The following is a 17,245-nucleotide window of genomic DNA, read 5'->3' on the forward strand; positions in this document are numbered from 1 at the left end:
CAGTGGCAGAGCAACGATGCCCTGCCAATAATTACTCATTCAATATCAAGCTATTAACGCGCGTGACTACTCGGTTCTTGGATTTGATAAAGTTTGTGTTCATCGCAAGGCTCATCACAATTACACTCTTTATTGACACCAACATTGGCTAAACCACCACAACTGCCACTGATTGTTTGACGTTTTACACACCACCCAATTGCCATTGCCGCAATAACAGCCAAGAAGATCCCTAAGGTTAATAAAAACGTGGTCATAGCTTTAAACCACCAATTTTACCAAGGCTATGGGTAACTGGGCTCAACATGCCAATTTTAACCGCCGCTGGGGCTGATTTTTTAGTGCCACAACCACAGCCACAGCCTCCTTTTTCACGTTTACAAGCGCGGCCTTGATCTGCTGTTAGTAATGCTTCTTTGGTCACGCTACCTGCTAAAAAGTCGGCTAATGTTGTTCGTGGTGCAACCCGACTGACACTAAACCCCGCTTGTAATAGTCGCGCTAAAGAACGGGTGCCAATATTACCTAATACAATTTCAGTCACATTCAATGCTGCCAGTTGGCGCTGCAATATTTTTTTATGTTTGCATCCCAACTCACGACTACCACTGTTTTCAATTCGATCAACCAGTTGACCTTGCTGATCATAAATAGCAAACGTGGCTGCTTTACCAAAATGGCCCGCTATTTGATTTCGTGGCGTCAATGCAATTGCTATTAACATAAATTAATCCTCGGTAGTCTGTGTGCTGTCTGGTGCTAACTCTAATGCCATTCCCATCACTAATGCTTGAGCCACTTTATGGCGTCCACGAGCAATAATATTACCTAAGGTTTGGCGTGATACACCGAGTTGTTGCGCTGCTTGCTGTTGCTGTAATCCTTGCATATCTACCAGCCTTAGTGCCTCAAGTTCATCACTCGCTAAGGTTAATCGCGGTAATTGCTTCATTGGTACCCCGTTGGGTTTAAAGCAACTATAAGCAGGACGACAGCTGATTTTTCTGACAATTTTTGGACGTGCCATAATGATCATCATCTCGGTTTATTTAAGTTATTATTGGCATACGCCAAAAACTATACCTTGATCTAAGATCATAAATGACGATCTAAATTATTTTTAGCATTTGATTGATGTTTCACCACCGCTCAATATTCAGCATAAAGTATCGAAATAGCCTTCAAAGCTATCACCGTAACGAATACCACCAGCACCAGCTTACGTTCAAAAAAACACCATATATAAGCAATCACAGTCAAACATCGGCAATCTTGTCTTTATCGTCACAGAAAATAGCCCGTTTTCTACAAGATTAATGATTTATAAAATACTGCCAATTTAGGATATTAATCTGCCGATTACGTTTATAGCTGTTGAATACGTTATCAATTTAACAATATCGTTAAATTTACGCTGATAATGTCACAAAAACGTCATTTGATTTCGAGTATACTAATGCCGTTAATCGCCAGGACGGTCGGAGTTAAACTGTATTATGCGGATGTTCAAACGCTACTTGCCTAAATTAATTGCCAAGCATGTTAGTCGTATATTTAAAGGAAGAATTTATATTGATGGTCGTGGTGGCTATCATTTTGAGAAGGGAATATTGTTAGTGCCAGTTAAGGCGCAACAACATCATTATGATACGGTTAACGAAGTTAACCTCGAAATTAAGCGTCTACGTGAAGTTTACTAAAGACAGCATTAAGCCCACTGATTGAGTGGGCTTTAATCATTGTTACTATTCATCATCAGCAATCGTGTCGAGATAATCTTCGGCATCAAGCCATTCATCGGTATCTTGGTCTGCATCAATACGAATTTGAAATAGCCATCCATCACCATAAGGATCACTATTTACCCATTCAGGTGCCGCATCAAGTTCTTCATTAATAGCGATAATCGTTCCAGTACATGGAGCATAAATATCTGATGCCGCTTTTACTGATTCAATCACAGCGCATTCTTCACCCGCATCAACAGCAGTACCGTTATCAGGTAAATCAATAAACACCATATCGCCTAATAAGGTTTGAGCGTGATCGCTGATCCCAACCGTATAAATACCATCACCTTCATCACGTAGCCATTCATGGGTATGGGTAAATTTTAATTCTGAGGGCACATAGCTCATTCATATATCCTTTTTAAACTCACTATTCATCGGTAACTATCACTCTATGTTTTACTGTAGGTGAAATAATTTATTTTGCTTCATTTAGACATAAAAAAACCGCAACAAAAAATGCTACGGTTTAATAGGTTATTACTCAATTAGAGTGCTGAACCGGAATTACTTATAGCGAGCTAACTCAGGCAATTCGCCACTTAACCCTAACGCATGTCGCATAAATTCATCTTTGACACCGGGCGCTTTGTTGGCAAATAACATTCCGAGATCGCGCACCAATTTTTTAGCTGGATTAGCACCATCAAACAGGGTCTTAAAACCTTGCATAGCGGTGATCATTTTCGCCGCTTCAGCTTTACGCCAGCGCTCGTAATGACGCAAGTTAGCTTGCTTACCAATATCTTTATCCGCTTGCCATAAACCAATAATTTCTTGCGCTAATGCCGCAGCATCCAATAAACCTAGGTTAACGCCTTGGCCTGCCAATGGATGGATCGTATGAGCCGCATCCCCGACTAATGCCACCCGCTCACGCACAAAATCTTGAGCGTAACGCATTTTAAGTGGAAAGGCTTGGCGCTGACCTTCAACTCGGCATAACCCTAATCGGTGATCAAACGCAGCGGTTAAGTGTTGGTTAAATTGCTCGTCACTGACATCACAAAGTTGCACGGCTTGCTTTGGTGGCAATGACCATACAATTGAGCACAAATCTTGTTCCGCTAATGGTAAAAAGGCTAATGGACCATCAGGACGAAAAATTTGCCGCGCGGTCTGCAAGTGAGGTTCATCACAACGAATATTAGCCACCAGCGCACTATGACCGTAATCCCAATGGGTCAGTGGAATATCAACATGTTGGCGCAACCAAGAATTGGCACCATCAGCACCAACCACTAATTTAGCAGTGAGGTTTTTGCCTGATTCTAATGTGATCCAAGCTTCTGTTTCACCAAACGCGATATTTTGGCATTTATCAGGGGCAAACAAGCTCACATTGGCTTGCTTACTAACCTGATCCAGTAACGCTAACTGAATCACTCGATTTTCAACAATATAGCCTAAATTAGGTTGGGCTAAACGCTCAGCATCAAAATCAATATGTGCAAAGCTGTCTTGTTCCCAGACCTCCATTTTGCTGTAAGGGCTCATTCGACGGTCACAAATGCCATTCCAAGCCCCAACCCCACGTAATATTCGCTCGCTGGCACGGCTTAAAGCTGACACTCGCACGTCAGGTAACGCAGCTAACTCAGGATCAGGTAATTTGCCTTCAATCACTGCCACTCGTAATTCAGTATCGGCTAACGCTGCTGCCAACGTTAAACCGACCATGCCACCACCGATAATGGCGATATCAACATTTTGCATCATAGCTATCGTTTTACCTGTCCCATCGCACGGCGTAACAGCGGTGCTTGAAGTGTGTTAGAAAGGCTCATAGTCATCAAGCCCAGATTACGCCCAGCCACGAGCGCAGGATTATCATTGGCAAACAAGCCCACCAACCCCGCTGTCATAGCAACGGTTGCTTGTCGATCTGGTAATCGGCGCTCACGATAACGGCCTAATACGGTGGGTAAACCAATATCGGCCCCGCGGGCAACGCCGGCTGCAATTTCTTCCGCTAACGTCATCACATCGCGAAGCCCAAGATTAAAACCTTGACCAGCGATAGGATGCAGAGTTTGAGCAGCATTACCAATCACCGCAGTGCGATGTGATACTAACCGTTGCGCTTGACGTAATATTAATGGGTAACAATGACGTTCACCCACCATAGTCAACGCGCCTAATCGCCATCCAAATACGGTTTGTAATTCTGCTAAAAATTGCGCATCAGACAATGCCATAATTCGCGCTTGTTGCTGCGGCTCAACACACCACACCAATGAACTTCGCCCTTGAGACATCGGCAATAATGCTACTGGTCCATGATGAGTAAAGCGTTCAAATGCTTGGCCTTGATGCGGCTCTGCAGTGGTAACGTTAGCAATGATCGCCACTTGTTCAAAATCATATTCATTGCGACCGATATGAAGTAAATCACAACAATGGGATAGCGCACCATCAGCAGCGACCACTAATTTAGTTCGTAACCGTTTACCATTACTTAACCGCACTAACGCCTCTGATTGAGTACGTTCTATATGCTCAACTTTTGCGGGACAAAACAGATCAATTTGTGGGCGCGTTGCTAACTGGTGATGAAAAATTTCACCGGCAGCAGCCAATTCAATCACATAACCTAAGGCATCAACAGCCAGTTGCTGCGCGGATAACTCAACCATACCAGCATGACCACGATCAGACACATGAATGTGCTTGATTGCCGTCGCAACCTTTGCCAATGCCGGCCACAGCTGAATCGAGTCTAATAAGCGGCTCGAACCATGCGACAGTGCAATACTGCGCGCATCATAGCCCGGATGTTGCTGCTCATCGGTTGCGACCGCTTCAACCACCGCGATATGTAATTGATGCTGGGTTAATTCATCAAGTGCAATCGCTAAGCATGCACCCACCATTGCGCCACCGGCAATAACCACATCATATTGCTTCACATTTTGTCCTTTTCGCAATAGTAACTGTTAGTGAACTGTTGGCTGCTCTTGTGCATCATCGTCATTGACCAGACGCTGACCTAATTCAGAATGACAACTCAATACACACATACGCACATGCTCAACTACTTGCTCAAACAATGCTGCTTGCTCTTCAAGATCTTCATCTTCATCAATACCAAGTTGTGAAATCTCTTGTAAATCAGCCAATGCTTCAGTGATTTCTTCAGACAATTGATTTTTTTGTAAATCCATTAGTCCTAAACCAGAAATAAAGCTATTTACCCACTCCGTTAATGCCTCAGCACGCTCAGATAACGGCTCATCATCATCTGGCATCAACAGTGAGAATTCAAATCCACCACCAATCAATTCTTCAGCAGTGGTCGTAAATAAAGTACGTACCATCATTTTAGCGCCATCGGTCAGTGGCTCGCCTTCATTGGCATAATCACATACAGGACCAGCCCAGCTTTCATCATCAACAGCAAGGCCACCACAAATCATGCCACTGAGTAAACCATGTAGTTCAGCAGGCATCGCTGCTAAGCCTTGCTCTTTTAAAGCCGCTTCAACAGCTGGGTATGTCGGTAGGGTTATTTCACTCATGGCTTATCACCTTTTAGTTGACGCGATATAAAATAAATTTGTGACCATTACTTAACAATAATGCTCAAGGTTAAGGTTACACTCATTGAAATTGTACCAAACAATACTCACCGTTACGGCTTAGCGAGTATAATAAATAGCAATGAGCGAATGCTGGCACTGTGTTATGCTAACACTTAAGCCTAGTTCGGCAAATGATAACACTGGTGATAACGTTCAATCCTTAATCAACTTCGAACTGAGTCTGATTAATATCTGTTTAGTCAGAAGATAATGAACCAAAACCAAGACATAGTCGCTTGCATCTTGTAGAGGGTTTTTCTATATTGACCATGTCGCAAGCGGAATGAATACCCATTCTGGCACGGAGCAAATCGAAGGTTTATGAGTACTCAGGCTGTAGAAATTCAAGTATTGGGCCGAAAGTTAAAAGTTAATTGTCCAACGGGTCAAGAAGATGCATTACGTGCCGCGGCGACAGATTTTGACCAACGCTTGAAAGATATGTCTGCGCGTACTAACGTATCCGTAGAACAATTATTGATCTTTACTGGTCTCAATATCAGTAACGAGTTGCATTTAGAGCGACAAGAACACAATCGCAATGCTGAATTAATATCCAATAAAATCAATTCACTAGAAGAAAATTTGGATAAAGTATTGCAATATCAGCCAAAGCGTTGATAATGAATTGACCCTGGGGTGTGCGTCAGTGAATGAACGTCCCCGAGCCGATAAGCAAATACCCAGGATTGGCTTTTTTATTAGCTATTGTGCATGCTCAGCCTGACTGAGAAGCCTGCGGTTAATGTTGCCAGTCCACCTTGAACATCTGGTTCAAGGGCCTTATTTCGCAACGGCACCTTGGGGCATCCCCTTTACTGAGTTAGACTTCCTTTGTGCGTATTAGCGCTCTACAATCCTATAATACCCACTGTTCATGGATTGGATAATTACGTGACGATTTCCCTCTCAGCGACCACCCAGCAATTGCGTTCTCTGCTACGGCAACAAGTTCGTCATGCGAGACAACAGCTATCACCGCAGCAACAACATCACGCAGCACAGCAATTATCCTTGCGCCTACAAACCTTAGATCGTATTCAACACAGCCAACATATTGCGGTTTACATTGCCAATGACGGTGAAATAGATCCGCAGCCGTTTATCGAATGGCTATGGCAGCAAGGAAAATCGGTGTATTTACCGGTTTTACATCCTTTTACTAAAGGCCATTTGCTGTTCTTGCACTATGATGCCAGCACGCCAATGACCACTAACCGCTATGGTATTAGCGAACCTAAATTGGATGTTCGGCGTGTTAAGCCAATTGCACAACTTGATGTAATTTGTACGCCATTAGTGGCTTTTGATGGCCTCGGACAACGCCTTGGCATGGGCGGTGGCTATTATGATCGCACTTTAAGCCAGTGGCACCAGCACCGCCGCGGCCCTTATCCCATCGGTATTGGTCATGATTGCCAATATATTGCTCAGCTTCCCAATCAACACTGGGATGTGCCCTTGCCATTGATCATCACCCCTAACCATCAATTTACAGAGTAATAACACCCTCAACGCAAACGATTGGCTTTTGATTAAAAAAAACTGAATATAACTGTATGTTATTCAAAAAGTTATATTTTTAGTTTTAAGTTTACACTGTTTAACCATAGAATCCGACTGACGAAATCACTTCGGTTAGCTATAATCACCGTTCGCATAATTGAGGTCATTACGAGGAGAACGGCATGACACAAGATGAAATGAAAAAAGCAGCGGGTTGGGCAGCACTTGAGTACGTAACAAAAAACAGTATTGTTGGTGTAGGTACTGGTTCAACTGTTAATCACTTCATCGATGCCTTGGCAACCCGTAAAGAAGAGATCAAAGGCGCAGTTTCAAGCTCGGTGGCTTCAACTGAACGCCTAGAGCAAATTGGGATTAAAGTTTTTGATGCTAACGACGTTGCTAGCCTAGATATTTATGTTGATGGTGCTGATGAAATCAATGCCCAATTTGACATGATCAAAGGCGGCGGTGCGGCATTAACTCGTGAAAAAATCGTCGCGGCTATTGCTGAGAAATTTATTTGTATCGTTGATAACACCAAGCAAGTAGATGTACTTGGTCAGTTCCCATTACCGGTTGAAGTGATTCCAATGGCACGTTCTTTCATTGGTCGTGAATTAGTGAAACTTGGTGGCGATCCGGTATACCGCGAAGGTGTTGTAACCGATAACGGTAATATCATTCTTGATGTGTACAACATGGCGATCACCGATCCAAAAGCAATGGAAGACAGCATCAACGCCCTACCAGGTGTAGTAACCGTGGGTTTATTTGCTCATCGTGGCGCTGACGTTGTACTGGTTGGTACACCAGAAGGTACTAAAATCATCGAAAAATAATGATTAATTCGTTATTTGATTACAAAACGGCCGCTGTTGATCGCTCGCGAATCATTAGCAGCCGTTTTTTATTGGCTTTTTTGTAATATTCTTACCCTTAATGGTTAATTTTTGATACTTTATTAAACAGCATGTAGCAAACGTTTAACCATTTAGCTACTGAGATGTAATAACCCGCATTTAATCACCGCAGTGTTAGCATCATTAGTCGCTACGTTTTTAAGGATAAGAACCTATGGCAACCGTGTCACTCAATAAAGCAAAAATTAAAATCCTTCTATTAGAAGGCCTTCACCCTTCAACACTTGAAGTTTTACAGCAAGCTGGTTACAGCAATATTGAATACCATAAAGGCTCTTTAGCAGGTGAAGAACTGTTAGAAGCGGTAAAAGATGTCCATTTTATCGGTATTCGTTCCCGTACCCAATTAACCCCCGAGGTCTTTGCGGCTGCTAAAAAACTCACAGCTGTTGGTTGTTTCTGTATTGGCACCAATCAAGTTGATCTCGATGAAGCTATGCGACGCGGTATTCCTGTTTTCAACGCCCCTTTTTCCAATACTCGTAGTGTTGCTGAACTGGTTCTAGGTGAAATTTTATTATTATTACGCGGTATTCCCGAGAAAAATGCCAAAGCCCATCGTGGCGAATGGCTAAAGTCGGCAGATCAATCATTTGAGGCGCGTGGTAAAACCTTAGGCATTATTGGTTACGGCCACATTGGCACTCAATTGGGGATCTTGGCTGAAAACCTTGGTATGCGAGTGTGCTTCTATGACATTGAAACCAAACTTTCGCTAGGCAATGCGACTCAAGTGAGTTCGTTATCTGAATTACTCAATAAATCGGATGTGGTCAGTTTGCATGTACCTGAAACCAAAGGCACAGCAAACTTAATGGGCGTCGAAGAATTTGCCCGTATGAAGCCGGGCGCAATTTTCATTAATGCCGCCCGTGGCACAGTGGTTGATATTGATGCGCTCTGTAGCGCACTAGAAAGCAAACACATTGCAGGTGCTGCAATTGATGTGTTTCCGATTGAACCTAAAACCAACAACGATCCGTTTGAATCACCACTAATGCAGTTTGATAATGTAATTTTAACGCCGCACATTGGTGGTTCAACCCATGAAGCGCAAGAAAATATCGGCATAGAGGTCGCAGGTAAGTTGGTCAAATATTCTGATAACGGCTCAACCCTATCAGCAGTTGGCTTTCCAGAAGTATCACTGCCAGAACATCAAGGTTGTTCTCGCTTGCTACACATTCACCACAACCGTCCAGGTATACTCAATCAAATCACCACCGTCTTTGCTTCAGAAGGCATCAACATCGCCGCGCAGTTCTTACAAACTGGCGCTGAAGTCGGTTATGTGGTTATTGATGTCGAAACCGAACGCTCAAAAGAAGCCTTACAGCAACTAAAACTCATTGATGGCACTATTCGCGCGCGTATTTTGCACTAACCCCTGTTCTAATCAGCCCTAATAACAACAAGGAGAGCGATATGCTCTCCTTTTTTATGGCTATTTAATCGAGACAATAACGTGTGATTGGTCGATTATTTTTCGGCTAATTTAAAGATCACATTCACACTGTCTTTAATCACAATGCTGTTGTCAGTGTAGCTTTGATCAACCGCGCCTTTACTCATACTGCTATACATAACCGCATCATTACTGCGACGGTATGGCATTGGCTGGTTATTGGTATTGTACTCAATTTGCCATACGCCATCGATTCTATTACCAAATCCTTGCGCCAATGAAGCGGCCACTTGCTTAGCATTCTCAATCGCTTTTTGGCGTGCTTGTTGTTGATACTTTTCAGTGTCCGCTACTTTTAAATCGATATTATTAATTTGATTAATTCCATCACCCAGCGCGTCATCTAAATAGCTATTGAGCTTAGTCAGTTGATGTACTGTCACCTCAACACTGCGATTCGCTCTAAAACCAACTAACTCCGGCTTGTGATCTTTAGGATAATTATATTGCGCCGACAACGAAATATTAGCGCTATTGATGTCTTTTTTGTCGACACCAGAGGCTTGCAAACGCTCAATAAACTTAGTCACCGCTTGATCAACGGCTAATTTAGCATCAACCGCCGTTTTTTTGGTTTCAACCACATTAACCGAAAATACTGCCATATCAGGCTGTACTACAACTTCACCACGACCGGTTGTCTCTAGATGAGGAAATGGAATATCAGCCGCTATTGCGGACGCTGAAGCAAACGCACTCATACCAAGTACTATTGCTAAACATGTATTTTTCATTGTTGATCCTTTTTCTGAGTCGCATAACATGGTGATTTATTCACTAGCACAGTGATAAATACCGTATTTTCATCAGTAATGATGGTGCAATGCTAACAAAACCCCAACTTAATGAACACTGTTTTTTAATCGGTTTTCAGTATTGATTCAGCAAGGTTATCGTTTTAACCACGCTATTATTGCGATAAATCGCAATGTACTGATAAAAAAAAGAAGCCATCAGGCTTCTTTTTTCGATCACAACTAAAAATCAGGGCGAATTACGCGCCAACTTTATTTAGGTGAACATCCATTTGTGGGAATGGGATTTCGATGCCTTCTTTATCAAGCTCTTCTTTAATTGCTTGGTTAAGTTCGAAATATACACCCCAGTAATCAGCAGTCTTAACCCATGGGCGAACCACGAAGTTTACTGATGAATCAGCTAATGCCACTACACCAATCGTTGGTGCTGGATCTTTAAGTACTAACTCATTTGCCATCACAACACGATTTAATACTTCTTTCGTTTTTTGAAGATCAGCGTTGTAAGAAACACCAATCGTTAAATCGATACGGCGAGTTTCATGACGAGAGTAGTTAGTAATTGGGTTACCAATAACTGCAGCGTTAGGTACTACAACCATCTTGTTGTCTGGAGTACGTAACTCAGTTGAGAAAATCTGAATAGATTCTACAGAACCAGCAACACCGCCAGCTTCCACATAGTCGCCAGACTTAAATGGACGGAAAGCAACGATCAATACGCCAGCTGCGAAGTTTGATAATGAGCCTTGTAGTGCAAGACCAATTGCCAAACCAGCCGCACCAATAACAGCAACCACAGAAGCAGTTTGAACACCAATACGGCCCAATGCTGCAATTAATACGATAACAAATAATAGGTAACGCACTAAACCATGGATAAACTCAACAACCGCATTGTCCATGTCTTTTTTACGCAGTACTTTCGCAACTGTACCTGCAATCATCTTAACAATGATATTACCGATAAATAGAATCAGTATTGCAGAAACGATATTCACTGCATATTGAACTAATAGATCTTGGTTTTTAGTGATCCAGTTTCCGGCGTGTAATACACCGTTAGTCAATGAGTTATCTGATATATGCTCAACAACCTTGTCAGTAACGCTCTCTGTCATGAAGGTATCTCTCTAAAAAATATAACAATAATATTAAAGTGCCGCCTAATGAGTAAATCATACAGTAAACCGTAAAAAATAACACCTCAGCAACAAATTTGACGTTAAGTAACTACCGCTCACTATACTGTGATAGGTATAATAATCAGTATAGCGAACTATAACATCAAAGAAACACTGCATTATTAATCTTTTAGTAGCCAAATGGCTAGTAAAAAAAATCGAACAATCATAAAAAAATATAATTTATAAATTAGGTTCAATTCAGGCTAACTGCTTAATCTGATATAAAAAAAAAGCCCACCGAAGTGGGCTTTTTCACATTTTATGTAGCAGATATTCTATTAAAGAACGTCAACTGCATTTAGGTCAGAGAATGCTTTCTCTAGACGCTCAACCATTGATACTTGACCTGCACGTAACCAAACGCGTGGATCGTAGTATTTCTTGTTAGGCGCTGACTCACCCGTTGGGTTGCCGATTTGACCTTGTAGGTAATCGTGGTTTTCAGCTTCGTAGCGACGGATACCGTCCCATGCAGCCCACTGTGTATCAGTATCGATGTTCATTTTAATAACACCGTAACCGATAGACTCTTGGATTTCAGCTTCAGAAGAACCTGAACCACCGTGGAATACGAAGTTTAGAGAGTTAGCTGGTAGGCCAAACTTCTCTGAACAGTATGCTTGAGAATCACGTAGGATAGTTGGAGTAAGTACAACGTTACCCGCTTGGTAAACACCGTGTACGTTACCGAAAGATGCAGCGATAGTGAAACGTGGGCTGATAGCGTTTAGTTTCTCGTATGCGTATGCAACATCTTCAGGAGAAGTGTAAAGCTCAGATGCGTCCATATCAGAGTTATCAACGCCGTCTTCTTCACCACCAGTACAACCTAGTTCGATTTCTAGTGTCATGTTCATCTTAGCCATACGCGCAAGGTATTGACCAGAGATTTCGATGTTCTCTTCTAGCGACTCTTCAGAAAGGTCGATCATGTGAGAAGAGAATAGAGGCTTACCAGTTTGTGCGAAGAACTCTTCACCAGCATCTAGTAGACCGTCGATCCAAGGAAGTAGTTTCTTAGCAGCGTGGTCAGTGTGAAGAATAACTGGAACACCGTAAGCTTCTGCTACTGCGTGAACGTATTTTGCACCAGCGATAGCGCCAAGAATTTGAGGGCCTTGACCTTCAAGCTTAAGACCTTTACCGCCGAAGAATGCAGCACCGCCGTTAGAGAACTGAACGATAACTGGTGCTTTAGCTTTAGCAGCAGCTTCAAGAACAGCGTTTACTGAATCAGTACCGATACAGTTAACAGCAGGTAGAGCGAAGTTATTTTCTTTTGCTACAGCAAAAACTTTCTGTAGGTCGTCGCCAGAAATAACACCAGGTTTTACAAAATCGAAGATCTTAGACATAACAATAGTCCTATATTTACTTTGTTGTCTGTGGAAAAATTCTTGTGCAAACGTTTGCGATAAGCTTCTATTTTACTGAAATATAACGTCTATCACAAACATTTAAACGTGGAAACTAAGCCAATATTATAAATATAGTTAGTTTCCACGCCAAATAAATTATGCTTTAGCGCGAGCTTCTAGCATTTCAACTGCTGGTAATTTCTTACCTTCAACGAACTCAAGGAAAGCACCGCCACCAGTAGAGATGTAAGATACTTTATCTTTGATGCCGTATTTGTCGATAGCTGCTAGTGTGTCACCGCCGCCTGCAACAGAGAAACCAGCTGATTGTGCGATTGCGTTCGCAACAACTTCAGTACCTTTACCGAATTGCTCGATTTCAAATACGCCAACAGGACCATTCCAAAGAATAGTTTTCGCGTTCATGATGATGTCAGCAAGTGCTTGAGCTGAATCTGGACCTAGGTCAAGAACCATATCGTCAGCAGCGATGTCTGTTGCAGCTTTGATAGTCGCTTCAGCTGAGTCAGAGAACTCTTTCGCACATACAACATCAGTTGCTACTGGAATGTCAGTGCTTGCCATTAGTGCTTTAGCTGTAGGGATAAGGTCTGCTTCGTATAGAGACTTACCTACATCGTTACCTTCAGCAGCGATAAATGTGTTAGCAATACCACCACCAACAACGATTTGGTCAGCAATCTTAGATAGTGACTCAAGTACAGTTAGTTTAGTAGATACTTTAGAACCACCAACGATAGCAACCATTGGACGTGCTGGGTTATCCATTGCTTTACCTAGCGCTTCTAGTTCGCCAGCAAGTAGTGGACCTGCACATGCTACAGGTGCAAACATACCTACACCGTAAGTAGATGCTTGTGCACGGTGAGCCGTACCAAATGCATCCATTACGAATACGTCACAAAGTGCAGCGTATTGCTTAGATAGTTCGTCTTCGTTCTTCTTCTCGCCCTTGTTGAAACGTACGTTCTCAAGAACAACAAGCTCGCCTGCGTTTAGCTCAAGACCATTTAGGTAATCTTTTGCTAGTTTAACGTCACAATCTAGTGCGTCATTTAAGTAGTTAACTACAGGCTGTAGAGAGAATTCTTCTGCGTATTCGCCTTCCGTTGGACGACCTAGGTGAGAAGTAACCATTACTTTAGCGCCAGCTTCTAGGCAACGCTGAATAGTAGGTAGAGATGCAAGGATACGTGCATCTGAAGTTACTTTACCGTCTTTTACTGGCACGTTTAGGTCAGCACGAATAAATACACGCTTACCAGCTAGGTCCAGATCAGTCATCTTGATTACAGACATGTTTTGCCCTCTCAACATTATTTAAAATAAAAGTTCATAAATTTCACGGCTCGGCGTCACTGCCAAACCCAATAATTCTTACTACTTATTTTTGCGGCGTTGCAGCAGAGTTACCTGTTGCCGCCATTGCTAACGCAGTATCTAACATGCGATTTGCAAATCCCCATTCGTTATCACACCACACCAACATTTTAATTAAATGCTGACCACTTACGCGGGTTTGAGTACCGTCAACAATCGCGCTATGGGGATCATGATTGAAGTCAATCGACACTAATGGTGCTTCGGTATAAGCCACTATACCCTTTAATGTACAACGAGACGCATTTAATAATGCTTGATTTACGTCATTAACTTTCACGTTTGTTGTAACAGTAACCGTTAAATCCATGGCGGTGACATTTATTGTGGGCACCCTCACAGAAATCGCTTCAAATTTGTCAGAAAACTTCGGAAAAATACGACCGATACCTAAATGTAATTTGGTATCTACTGGAATAATGGATTGGCTAGCAGCACGTGTTCGGCGTAAATCGGGGTGATAAGCATCAATGACTTGCTGATCATTCATTGCAGAGTGAATTGAGGTTATTGAGCCTGTTTCAATACCGAAACAATCATCCAACACCTGAATGATGGGCACAATGCAATTCGTCGTACAAGAGCCGTTAGAAACAATCGTGTGTTGCGAAGTTAACTGGTGATGGTTAACGCCATATATCACAGTAAAGTCGATGTCTTTGGCAGCAGGATGGGAAAATAACACTTTGTTAGCACCAGCATCGATGTGGGCTAAACCATCAGCACGAGAACCTAAATGGCCAGTACAATCAAGGACGATATCGACATCCAAATCATGCCACGGTAATAATTTAGGATCGGGTTGATGAAGCAGACGAATTTGATCGCGATGACCATTTTCATGGGCAATAAAAAGATGCTCCTGATCATGACTGACAGGCTTACCGAAGCGTCCATGGCTTGAATCATACTGAAGTAAGTGAGCCATTGATTCAGGCTCAGCCAATTCGTTGATGGCCACGACGTTAATCTGGTGGTGTTTACCGCTCTCATACAATGCGCGGAGCACACTGCGACCGATGCGGCCGAATCCATTTATTGCGACTTTTAGTGTCATATCCGTGCTACAAAAATACTAAGCGGCGTTAGTGTATACCAACCAAGTTTGAGAATCACCATAATTGTGACAACTCTCACTGTGTTTAATTAAATATCTACATAATCAAACACATAATCACACAAAGCTACTTGGTTGAAACTGAAATTGTGAATAGCTAACCATGTTTAACTGCGACAAATGTCAATTTTCTGTCATTCAAATTCAGTTTTTTTTGCTTATTTCAGAAGCAAATCAACACCGTATAGAATTCACAAAAGCAATAATTTATTCGTAGTATAATTATACAAAATGACATATTTATCTACATTCCAGCCCAGTGACTAGCATCAATATACTGCTATTCACGTCTTTAACAGCCATTTTTACTGCTAAACATTCGTTACATCCGCAATGAGGTTATTATGAACAAGAAAAAAATTGTTATCGGGGGAGCTCTCGCGGTCTTACTTGGCTACGCAGTCTCCGTTTATTGGTCTTGTGAGCCCGACACCTTTTCGCCAAGTAAATATGCCGCTCAACAAGCGACACTGAACCATCAACAGCCAGTTATTGGTTACGAAACCACGACGACCTTGATCCATATTAATCAGTTATTACTGGATAAGCCGGGTGGTTTCCTAACTAATGACCGTCTACCACCGAGTGTATTGATGGATAACATGCCCGCTTGGGAAGCTGGCGTATTAACCCAAGTGCGCGATATGGTCCTTATTTTAAAAGATCGTATTAGCCGTTCTCAAAATGAAAGCCGCATTGATCCGGATCTAAAAGAAGCGCAGCCAGCACTTAACATTAATAGTCACAGCTGGAACTTCCCAAGTGCAGAATCACAATACCAAGACGCGATCGACTCATTGATCAGTTATCGAGATCGTCTAGTAGAGGCTAAAAACCCGAGTAAGAAAGCCACATTCTATGCTCGTGATGATGGCTTAGTGGCGTGGCTAGAAGTGGTTCAAAACCGCCTTGGTAGCATTTCACAAGATCTCGGTTCATCGGTCGGTGAAGCACACTTAAACGTCGATCACGATCAATTAGCTGAAGGCAATGGTGTTCTACGTGAAATCAAAGTTGATAACACCAAAACCCCGTGGCTCAAAATAGATAATGTCTTCTATGAGTCTCGCGGTTCAACATGGGCATTATTGCTATTAATGCAATCAATGCGCGATGACTTTAAAGAAGTATTAGAAGAAACCAAAGCGATGGTAGTGATGGATCAAATCATCGGTGAGCTTGAAGCAACTCAAGAAACGGTATGGAGCCCAATGATTTTAAATGGTAATGGTTTTGGCCTGATCGCTAACCATTCATTGATCATGGCCAACTATGTTTCACGCGCTCAGGCTGGCACCGTCGATCTGATTAATATTCTTGAAAAACGTTAATCGACCGTGTTGATAGCCACCCCAAAAGATCGTCTAAGGGCGATCTTTTTTGTTAGCAGCCGATTAGCAGGGGCGACATTGGCCTTTACAAGCATTCGGTTTACAGAAATAATCAGCCCACTTTGTTGCTCAGCGTTAGTAATGACCACGATTTATTAGCAACATTATTTATTGATATTTTTACAGTAAGGGTTACACATGTCGCATAAAGCAACGGGTTTAGTAAAGTGGTTTAGCGAAGAAAAAGGCTTTGGCTTTCTAACCCAAGATACTGGTAATGCAGATGTGTTCGTTCACAGCAGTGGCATTGCTGATAAAACATTAACCACCCTGCCAGCAGGCAAAAAAGTATCATTTGATGTTGAGCAAGGTCAAAAAGGCCTGCAAGCAATCAACGTTGTGGTTTTATAACGCTGGTTTTATTAAAACCGTTTTATAGCCACCAAAAAAGGCCGCTAAATTTAGCGGCCTTTTTTTATCTTATCGTTAGCAAATCATCACCATTATTGATAATTACATGCGTGCTTTGAAGATCGCTACGATTTCTTCTAGGCTCGCTTTGCGTGGGTTGGTTAGAGAACACGCATCGTTTAGAGCGTTTTGCGCCATGAACGCTAACTTATCTTCAGTGACACCCAAATCAGCTAGGCGTTGCTTGGTACCTACCTTTTCAGATAGTGCATCAATCGCTTCAAGGGCGGCATTTACTGCTTGCTCTTGGGTCATTGCTGCGGTGTCGATACCCATAGCTTTAGCGATATCAACAAAACGTTCTGGTACTTGTTTGGCGTTAAAGCGCGAAACTTCTGCCAATAGGATAGCGTTACA

Annotated in this window: 20 protein-coding genes and 1 other RNA gene; 8 read left to right on the forward strand and 13 right to left on the reverse strand. The window is 42.4% G+C overall.

The window, feature by feature from the left end:
- Positions 1 to 53 precede the first annotated feature (53 nt).
- The 3 genes from nqrM to G6R09_RS18540 are packed head-to-tail and all read right to left on the reverse strand — an operon-like array spanning position 54 to position 1,027.
- Positions 54 to 257 (reverse strand): (Na+)-NQR maturation NqrM, encoded by a 204-nt coding sequence (gene nqrM, locus G6R09_RS18530; RefSeq protein ID WP_065167866.1) that lies wholly within the window; start codon positions 255 to 257, stop codon positions 54 to 56.
- Positions 254 to 724, reverse strand: coding sequence for a NifB/NifX family molybdenum-iron cluster-binding protein (locus G6R09_RS18535; protein ID WP_065167865.1), 471 nt, complete (start codon positions 722 to 724; stop codon positions 254 to 256). Before G6R09_RS18535 ends, nqrM begins: the two co-directional genes overlap by 4 nt.
- 3 nt (positions 725 to 727) lie before the next feature.
- Positions 728 to 1,027, reverse strand: a complete 300-nt coding sequence (locus tag G6R09_RS18540; RefSeq protein ID WP_065167900.1) for a DUF134 domain-containing protein — start codon at positions 1,025 to 1,027, stop codon at positions 728 to 730.
- Between the two features lie 469 nt (positions 1,028 to 1,496).
- On the opposite strand from G6R09_RS18540, the gene G6R09_RS18545 reads away from it, so the two are divergent.
- Complete coding sequence (locus G6R09_RS18545; RefSeq protein WP_065167864.1) at positions 1,497 to 1,700, forward strand: DUF1107 domain-containing protein; 204 nt, start codon at positions 1,497 to 1,499, stop codon at positions 1,698 to 1,700.
- 45 nt (positions 1,701 to 1,745) lie between these two features.
- Here G6R09_RS18545 and gcvH read toward each other — a convergent pair whose 3' ends face one another.
- The 4 genes from gcvH to G6R09_RS18565 form a co-directional block, all read right to left on the reverse strand.
- Positions 1,746 to 2,138 (reverse strand): glycine cleavage system protein GcvH, encoded by a 393-nt coding sequence (gcvH, locus tag G6R09_RS18550; protein WP_065167863.1) that lies wholly within the window; start codon positions 2,136 to 2,138, stop codon positions 1,746 to 1,748.
- Positions 2,139 to 2,297: 159 nt separating this feature from the next.
- Positions 2,298 to 3,509, reverse strand: a complete 1,212-nt coding sequence (locus G6R09_RS18555; RefSeq protein ID WP_065167862.1) for an FAD-dependent 2-octaprenylphenol hydroxylase — start codon at positions 3,507 to 3,509, stop codon at positions 2,298 to 2,300.
- A 2-nt stretch (positions 3,510 to 3,511) separates the two neighbouring features.
- The gene (gene ubiH / locus G6R09_RS18560) at positions 3,512 to 4,699 is read right to left on the reverse strand and encodes a 2-octaprenyl-6-methoxyphenyl hydroxylase (RefSeq protein WP_163923959.1); all 1,188 of its coding nucleotides are present in this window, start codon (positions 4,697 to 4,699) and stop codon (positions 3,512 to 3,514) included.
- Positions 4,700 to 4,726: 27 nt separating this feature from the next.
- Positions 4,727 to 5,308: a YecA family protein gene (locus G6R09_RS18565; RefSeq protein ID WP_065176724.1), complete on the reverse strand. Its 582-nt coding sequence runs from the start codon at positions 5,306 to 5,308 to the stop codon at positions 4,727 to 4,729.
- Positions 5,309 to 5,692: 384 nt separating this feature from the next.
- Here G6R09_RS18565 and zapA point away from each other — a divergent pair, with 384 nt between their 5' ends.
- From zapA to serA, 5 genes are all read left to right on the forward strand, one after another.
- Positions 5,693 to 5,992, forward strand: a complete 300-nt coding sequence (gene zapA / locus G6R09_RS18570; RefSeq protein ID WP_065167861.1) for a cell division protein ZapA — start codon at positions 5,693 to 5,695, stop codon at positions 5,990 to 5,992.
- A gap of 7 nt (positions 5,993 to 5,999) precedes the next feature.
- A non-coding RNA gene (gene ssrS / locus G6R09_RS18575) (6S RNA) lies at positions 6,000 to 6,183 on the forward strand.
- 82 nt (positions 6,184 to 6,265) lie between these two features.
- Positions 6,266 to 6,874, forward strand: a complete 609-nt coding sequence (locus tag G6R09_RS18580) for a 5-formyltetrahydrofolate cyclo-ligase (protein ID WP_065167860.1) — start codon at positions 6,266 to 6,268, stop codon at positions 6,872 to 6,874.
- Between the two features lie 185 nt (positions 6,875 to 7,059).
- Positions 7,060 to 7,719 (forward strand): ribose-5-phosphate isomerase RpiA, encoded by a 660-nt coding sequence (gene rpiA / locus G6R09_RS18585; protein WP_163923961.1) that lies wholly within the window; start codon positions 7,060 to 7,062, stop codon positions 7,717 to 7,719.
- Between the two features lie 235 nt (positions 7,720 to 7,954).
- Complete coding sequence (gene serA / locus G6R09_RS18590) at positions 7,955 to 9,184, forward strand: phosphoglycerate dehydrogenase (RefSeq protein WP_065167858.1); 1,230 nt, start codon at positions 7,955 to 7,957, stop codon at positions 9,182 to 9,184.
- A gap of 95 nt (positions 9,185 to 9,279) precedes the next feature.
- On the opposite strand, the gene G6R09_RS18595 is transcribed toward serA, so the two are convergent.
- The 5 genes from G6R09_RS18595 to epd all read right to left on the reverse strand — a co-directional run bounded on the left by G6R09_RS18595 (position 9,280) and on the right by epd (position 15,026).
- Positions 9,280 to 9,999 (reverse strand): oxidative stress defense protein, encoded by a 720-nt coding sequence (locus G6R09_RS18595; RefSeq protein ID WP_163923963.1) that lies wholly within the window; start codon positions 9,997 to 9,999, stop codon positions 9,280 to 9,282.
- A gap of 260 nt (positions 10,000 to 10,259) precedes the next feature.
- Complete coding sequence (mscS, locus tag G6R09_RS18600; protein ID WP_065167856.1) at positions 10,260 to 11,144, reverse strand: small-conductance mechanosensitive channel MscS; 885 nt, start codon at positions 11,142 to 11,144, stop codon at positions 10,260 to 10,262.
- 344 nt (positions 11,145 to 11,488) lie between these two features.
- Positions 11,489 to 12,565 carry a class II fructose-bisphosphate aldolase gene (gene fbaA / locus G6R09_RS18605; RefSeq protein ID WP_060999865.1) on the reverse strand — a complete coding sequence of 359 codons (1,077 nt, stop codon included), beginning with the start codon at positions 12,563 to 12,565 and terminating at the stop codon, positions 11,489 to 11,491.
- 159 nt (positions 12,566 to 12,724) lie between these two features.
- A complete protein-coding gene (locus G6R09_RS18610; RefSeq protein ID WP_065167855.1) occupies positions 12,725 to 13,888 on the reverse strand; it encodes a phosphoglycerate kinase in 1,164 nt (387 codons plus the stop codon).
- 85 nt (positions 13,889 to 13,973) lie between these two features.
- The gene (gene epd / locus G6R09_RS18615) at positions 13,974 to 15,026 is read right to left on the reverse strand and encodes an erythrose-4-phosphate dehydrogenase (protein WP_163923966.1); all 1,053 of its coding nucleotides are present in this window, start codon (positions 15,024 to 15,026) and stop codon (positions 13,974 to 13,976) included.
- A 404-nt stretch (positions 15,027 to 15,430) separates the two neighbouring features.
- Between epd and G6R09_RS18620 the strand changes: the two genes are divergently transcribed.
- Both G6R09_RS18620 and G6R09_RS18625 read left to right on the forward strand, forming a co-directional pair.
- Positions 15,431 to 16,417 (forward strand): DUF2333 family protein, encoded by a 987-nt coding sequence (locus G6R09_RS18620; RefSeq protein WP_163923968.1) that lies wholly within the window; start codon positions 15,431 to 15,433, stop codon positions 16,415 to 16,417.
- 198 nt (positions 16,418 to 16,615) lie between these two features.
- Complete coding sequence (locus G6R09_RS18625; RefSeq protein WP_163923970.1) at positions 16,616 to 16,828, forward strand: cold-shock protein; 213 nt, start codon at positions 16,616 to 16,618, stop codon at positions 16,826 to 16,828.
- Between the two features lie 102 nt (positions 16,829 to 16,930).
- On the opposite strand, the gene G6R09_RS18630 is transcribed toward G6R09_RS18625, so the two are convergent.
- A partial coding sequence (locus G6R09_RS18630; RefSeq protein WP_163923972.1) for an iron-containing alcohol dehydrogenase occupies positions 16,931 to 17,245 on the reverse strand: 315 nt, incomplete at its 5' end.

Origin of the sequence: Photobacterium sp. Alg240-V54, assembly GCF_900537155.1 — a bacterium.
Taxonomy (GTDB): domain Bacteria; phylum Pseudomonadota; class Gammaproteobacteria; order Enterobacterales; family Vibrionaceae; genus Photobacterium.

What these genes read in the sequence shown, in the direction of transcription:
- nqrM (WP_065167866.1), bottom strand. Translation starts at nt 257, where the DNA reads ATGACCACGTTTTTATTAACCTTAGGGATCTTCTTGGCTGTTATTGCG.
- G6R09_RS18535 (WP_065167865.1), bottom strand. Translation starts at nt 724, where the DNA reads ATGTTAATAGCAATTGCATTGACGCCACGAAATCAAATAGCGGGCCAT.
- G6R09_RS18540 (WP_065167900.1), bottom strand. Translation starts at nt 1,027, where the DNA reads ATGGCACGTCCAAAAATTGTCAGAAAAATCAGCTGTCGTCCTGCTTAT.
- G6R09_RS18545 (WP_065167864.1), top strand. Translation starts at nt 1,497, where the DNA reads ATGCGGATGTTCAAACGCTACTTGCCTAAATTAATTGCCAAGCATGTT.
- gcvH (WP_065167863.1), bottom strand. Translation starts at nt 2,138, where the DNA reads ATGAGCTATGTGCCCTCAGAATTAAAATTTACCCATACCCATGAATGG.
- G6R09_RS18555 (WP_065167862.1), bottom strand. Translation starts at nt 3,509, where the DNA reads ATGATGCAAAATGTTGATATCGCCATTATCGGTGGTGGCATGGTCGGT.
- G6R09_RS18565 (WP_065176724.1), bottom strand. Translation starts at nt 5,308, where the DNA reads ATGAGTGAAATAACCCTACCGACATACCCAGCTGTTGAAGCGGCTTTA.
- zapA (WP_065167861.1), top strand. Translation starts at nt 5,693, where the DNA reads ATGAGTACTCAGGCTGTAGAAATTCAAGTATTGGGCCGAAAGTTAAAA.
- rpiA (WP_163923961.1), top strand. Translation starts at nt 7,060, where the DNA reads ATGACACAAGATGAAATGAAAAAAGCAGCGGGTTGGGCAGCACTTGAG.
- serA (WP_065167858.1), top strand. Translation starts at nt 7,955, where the DNA reads ATGGCAACCGTGTCACTCAATAAAGCAAAAATTAAAATCCTTCTATTA.
- G6R09_RS18595 (WP_163923963.1), bottom strand. Translation starts at nt 9,999, where the DNA reads ATGAAAAATACATGTTTAGCAATAGTACTTGGTATGAGTGCGTTTGCT.
- mscS (WP_065167856.1), bottom strand. Translation starts at nt 11,144, where the DNA reads ATGACAGAGAGCGTTACTGACAAGGTTGTTGAGCATATATCAGATAAC.
- fbaA (WP_060999865.1), bottom strand. Translation starts at nt 12,565, where the DNA reads ATGTCTAAGATCTTCGATTTTGTAAAACCTGGTGTTATTTCTGGCGAC.
- G6R09_RS18610 (WP_065167855.1), bottom strand. Translation starts at nt 13,888, where the DNA reads ATGTCTGTAATCAAGATGACTGATCTGGACCTAGCTGGTAAGCGTGTA.
- epd (WP_163923966.1), bottom strand. Translation starts at nt 15,026, where the DNA reads ATGACACTAAAAGTCGCAATAAATGGATTCGGCCGCATCGGTCGCAGT.
- G6R09_RS18620 (WP_163923968.1), top strand. Translation starts at nt 15,431, where the DNA reads ATGAACAAGAAAAAAATTGTTATCGGGGGAGCTCTCGCGGTCTTACTT.
- G6R09_RS18625 (WP_163923970.1), top strand. Translation starts at nt 16,616, where the DNA reads ATGTCGCATAAAGCAACGGGTTTAGTAAAGTGGTTTAGCGAAGAAAAA.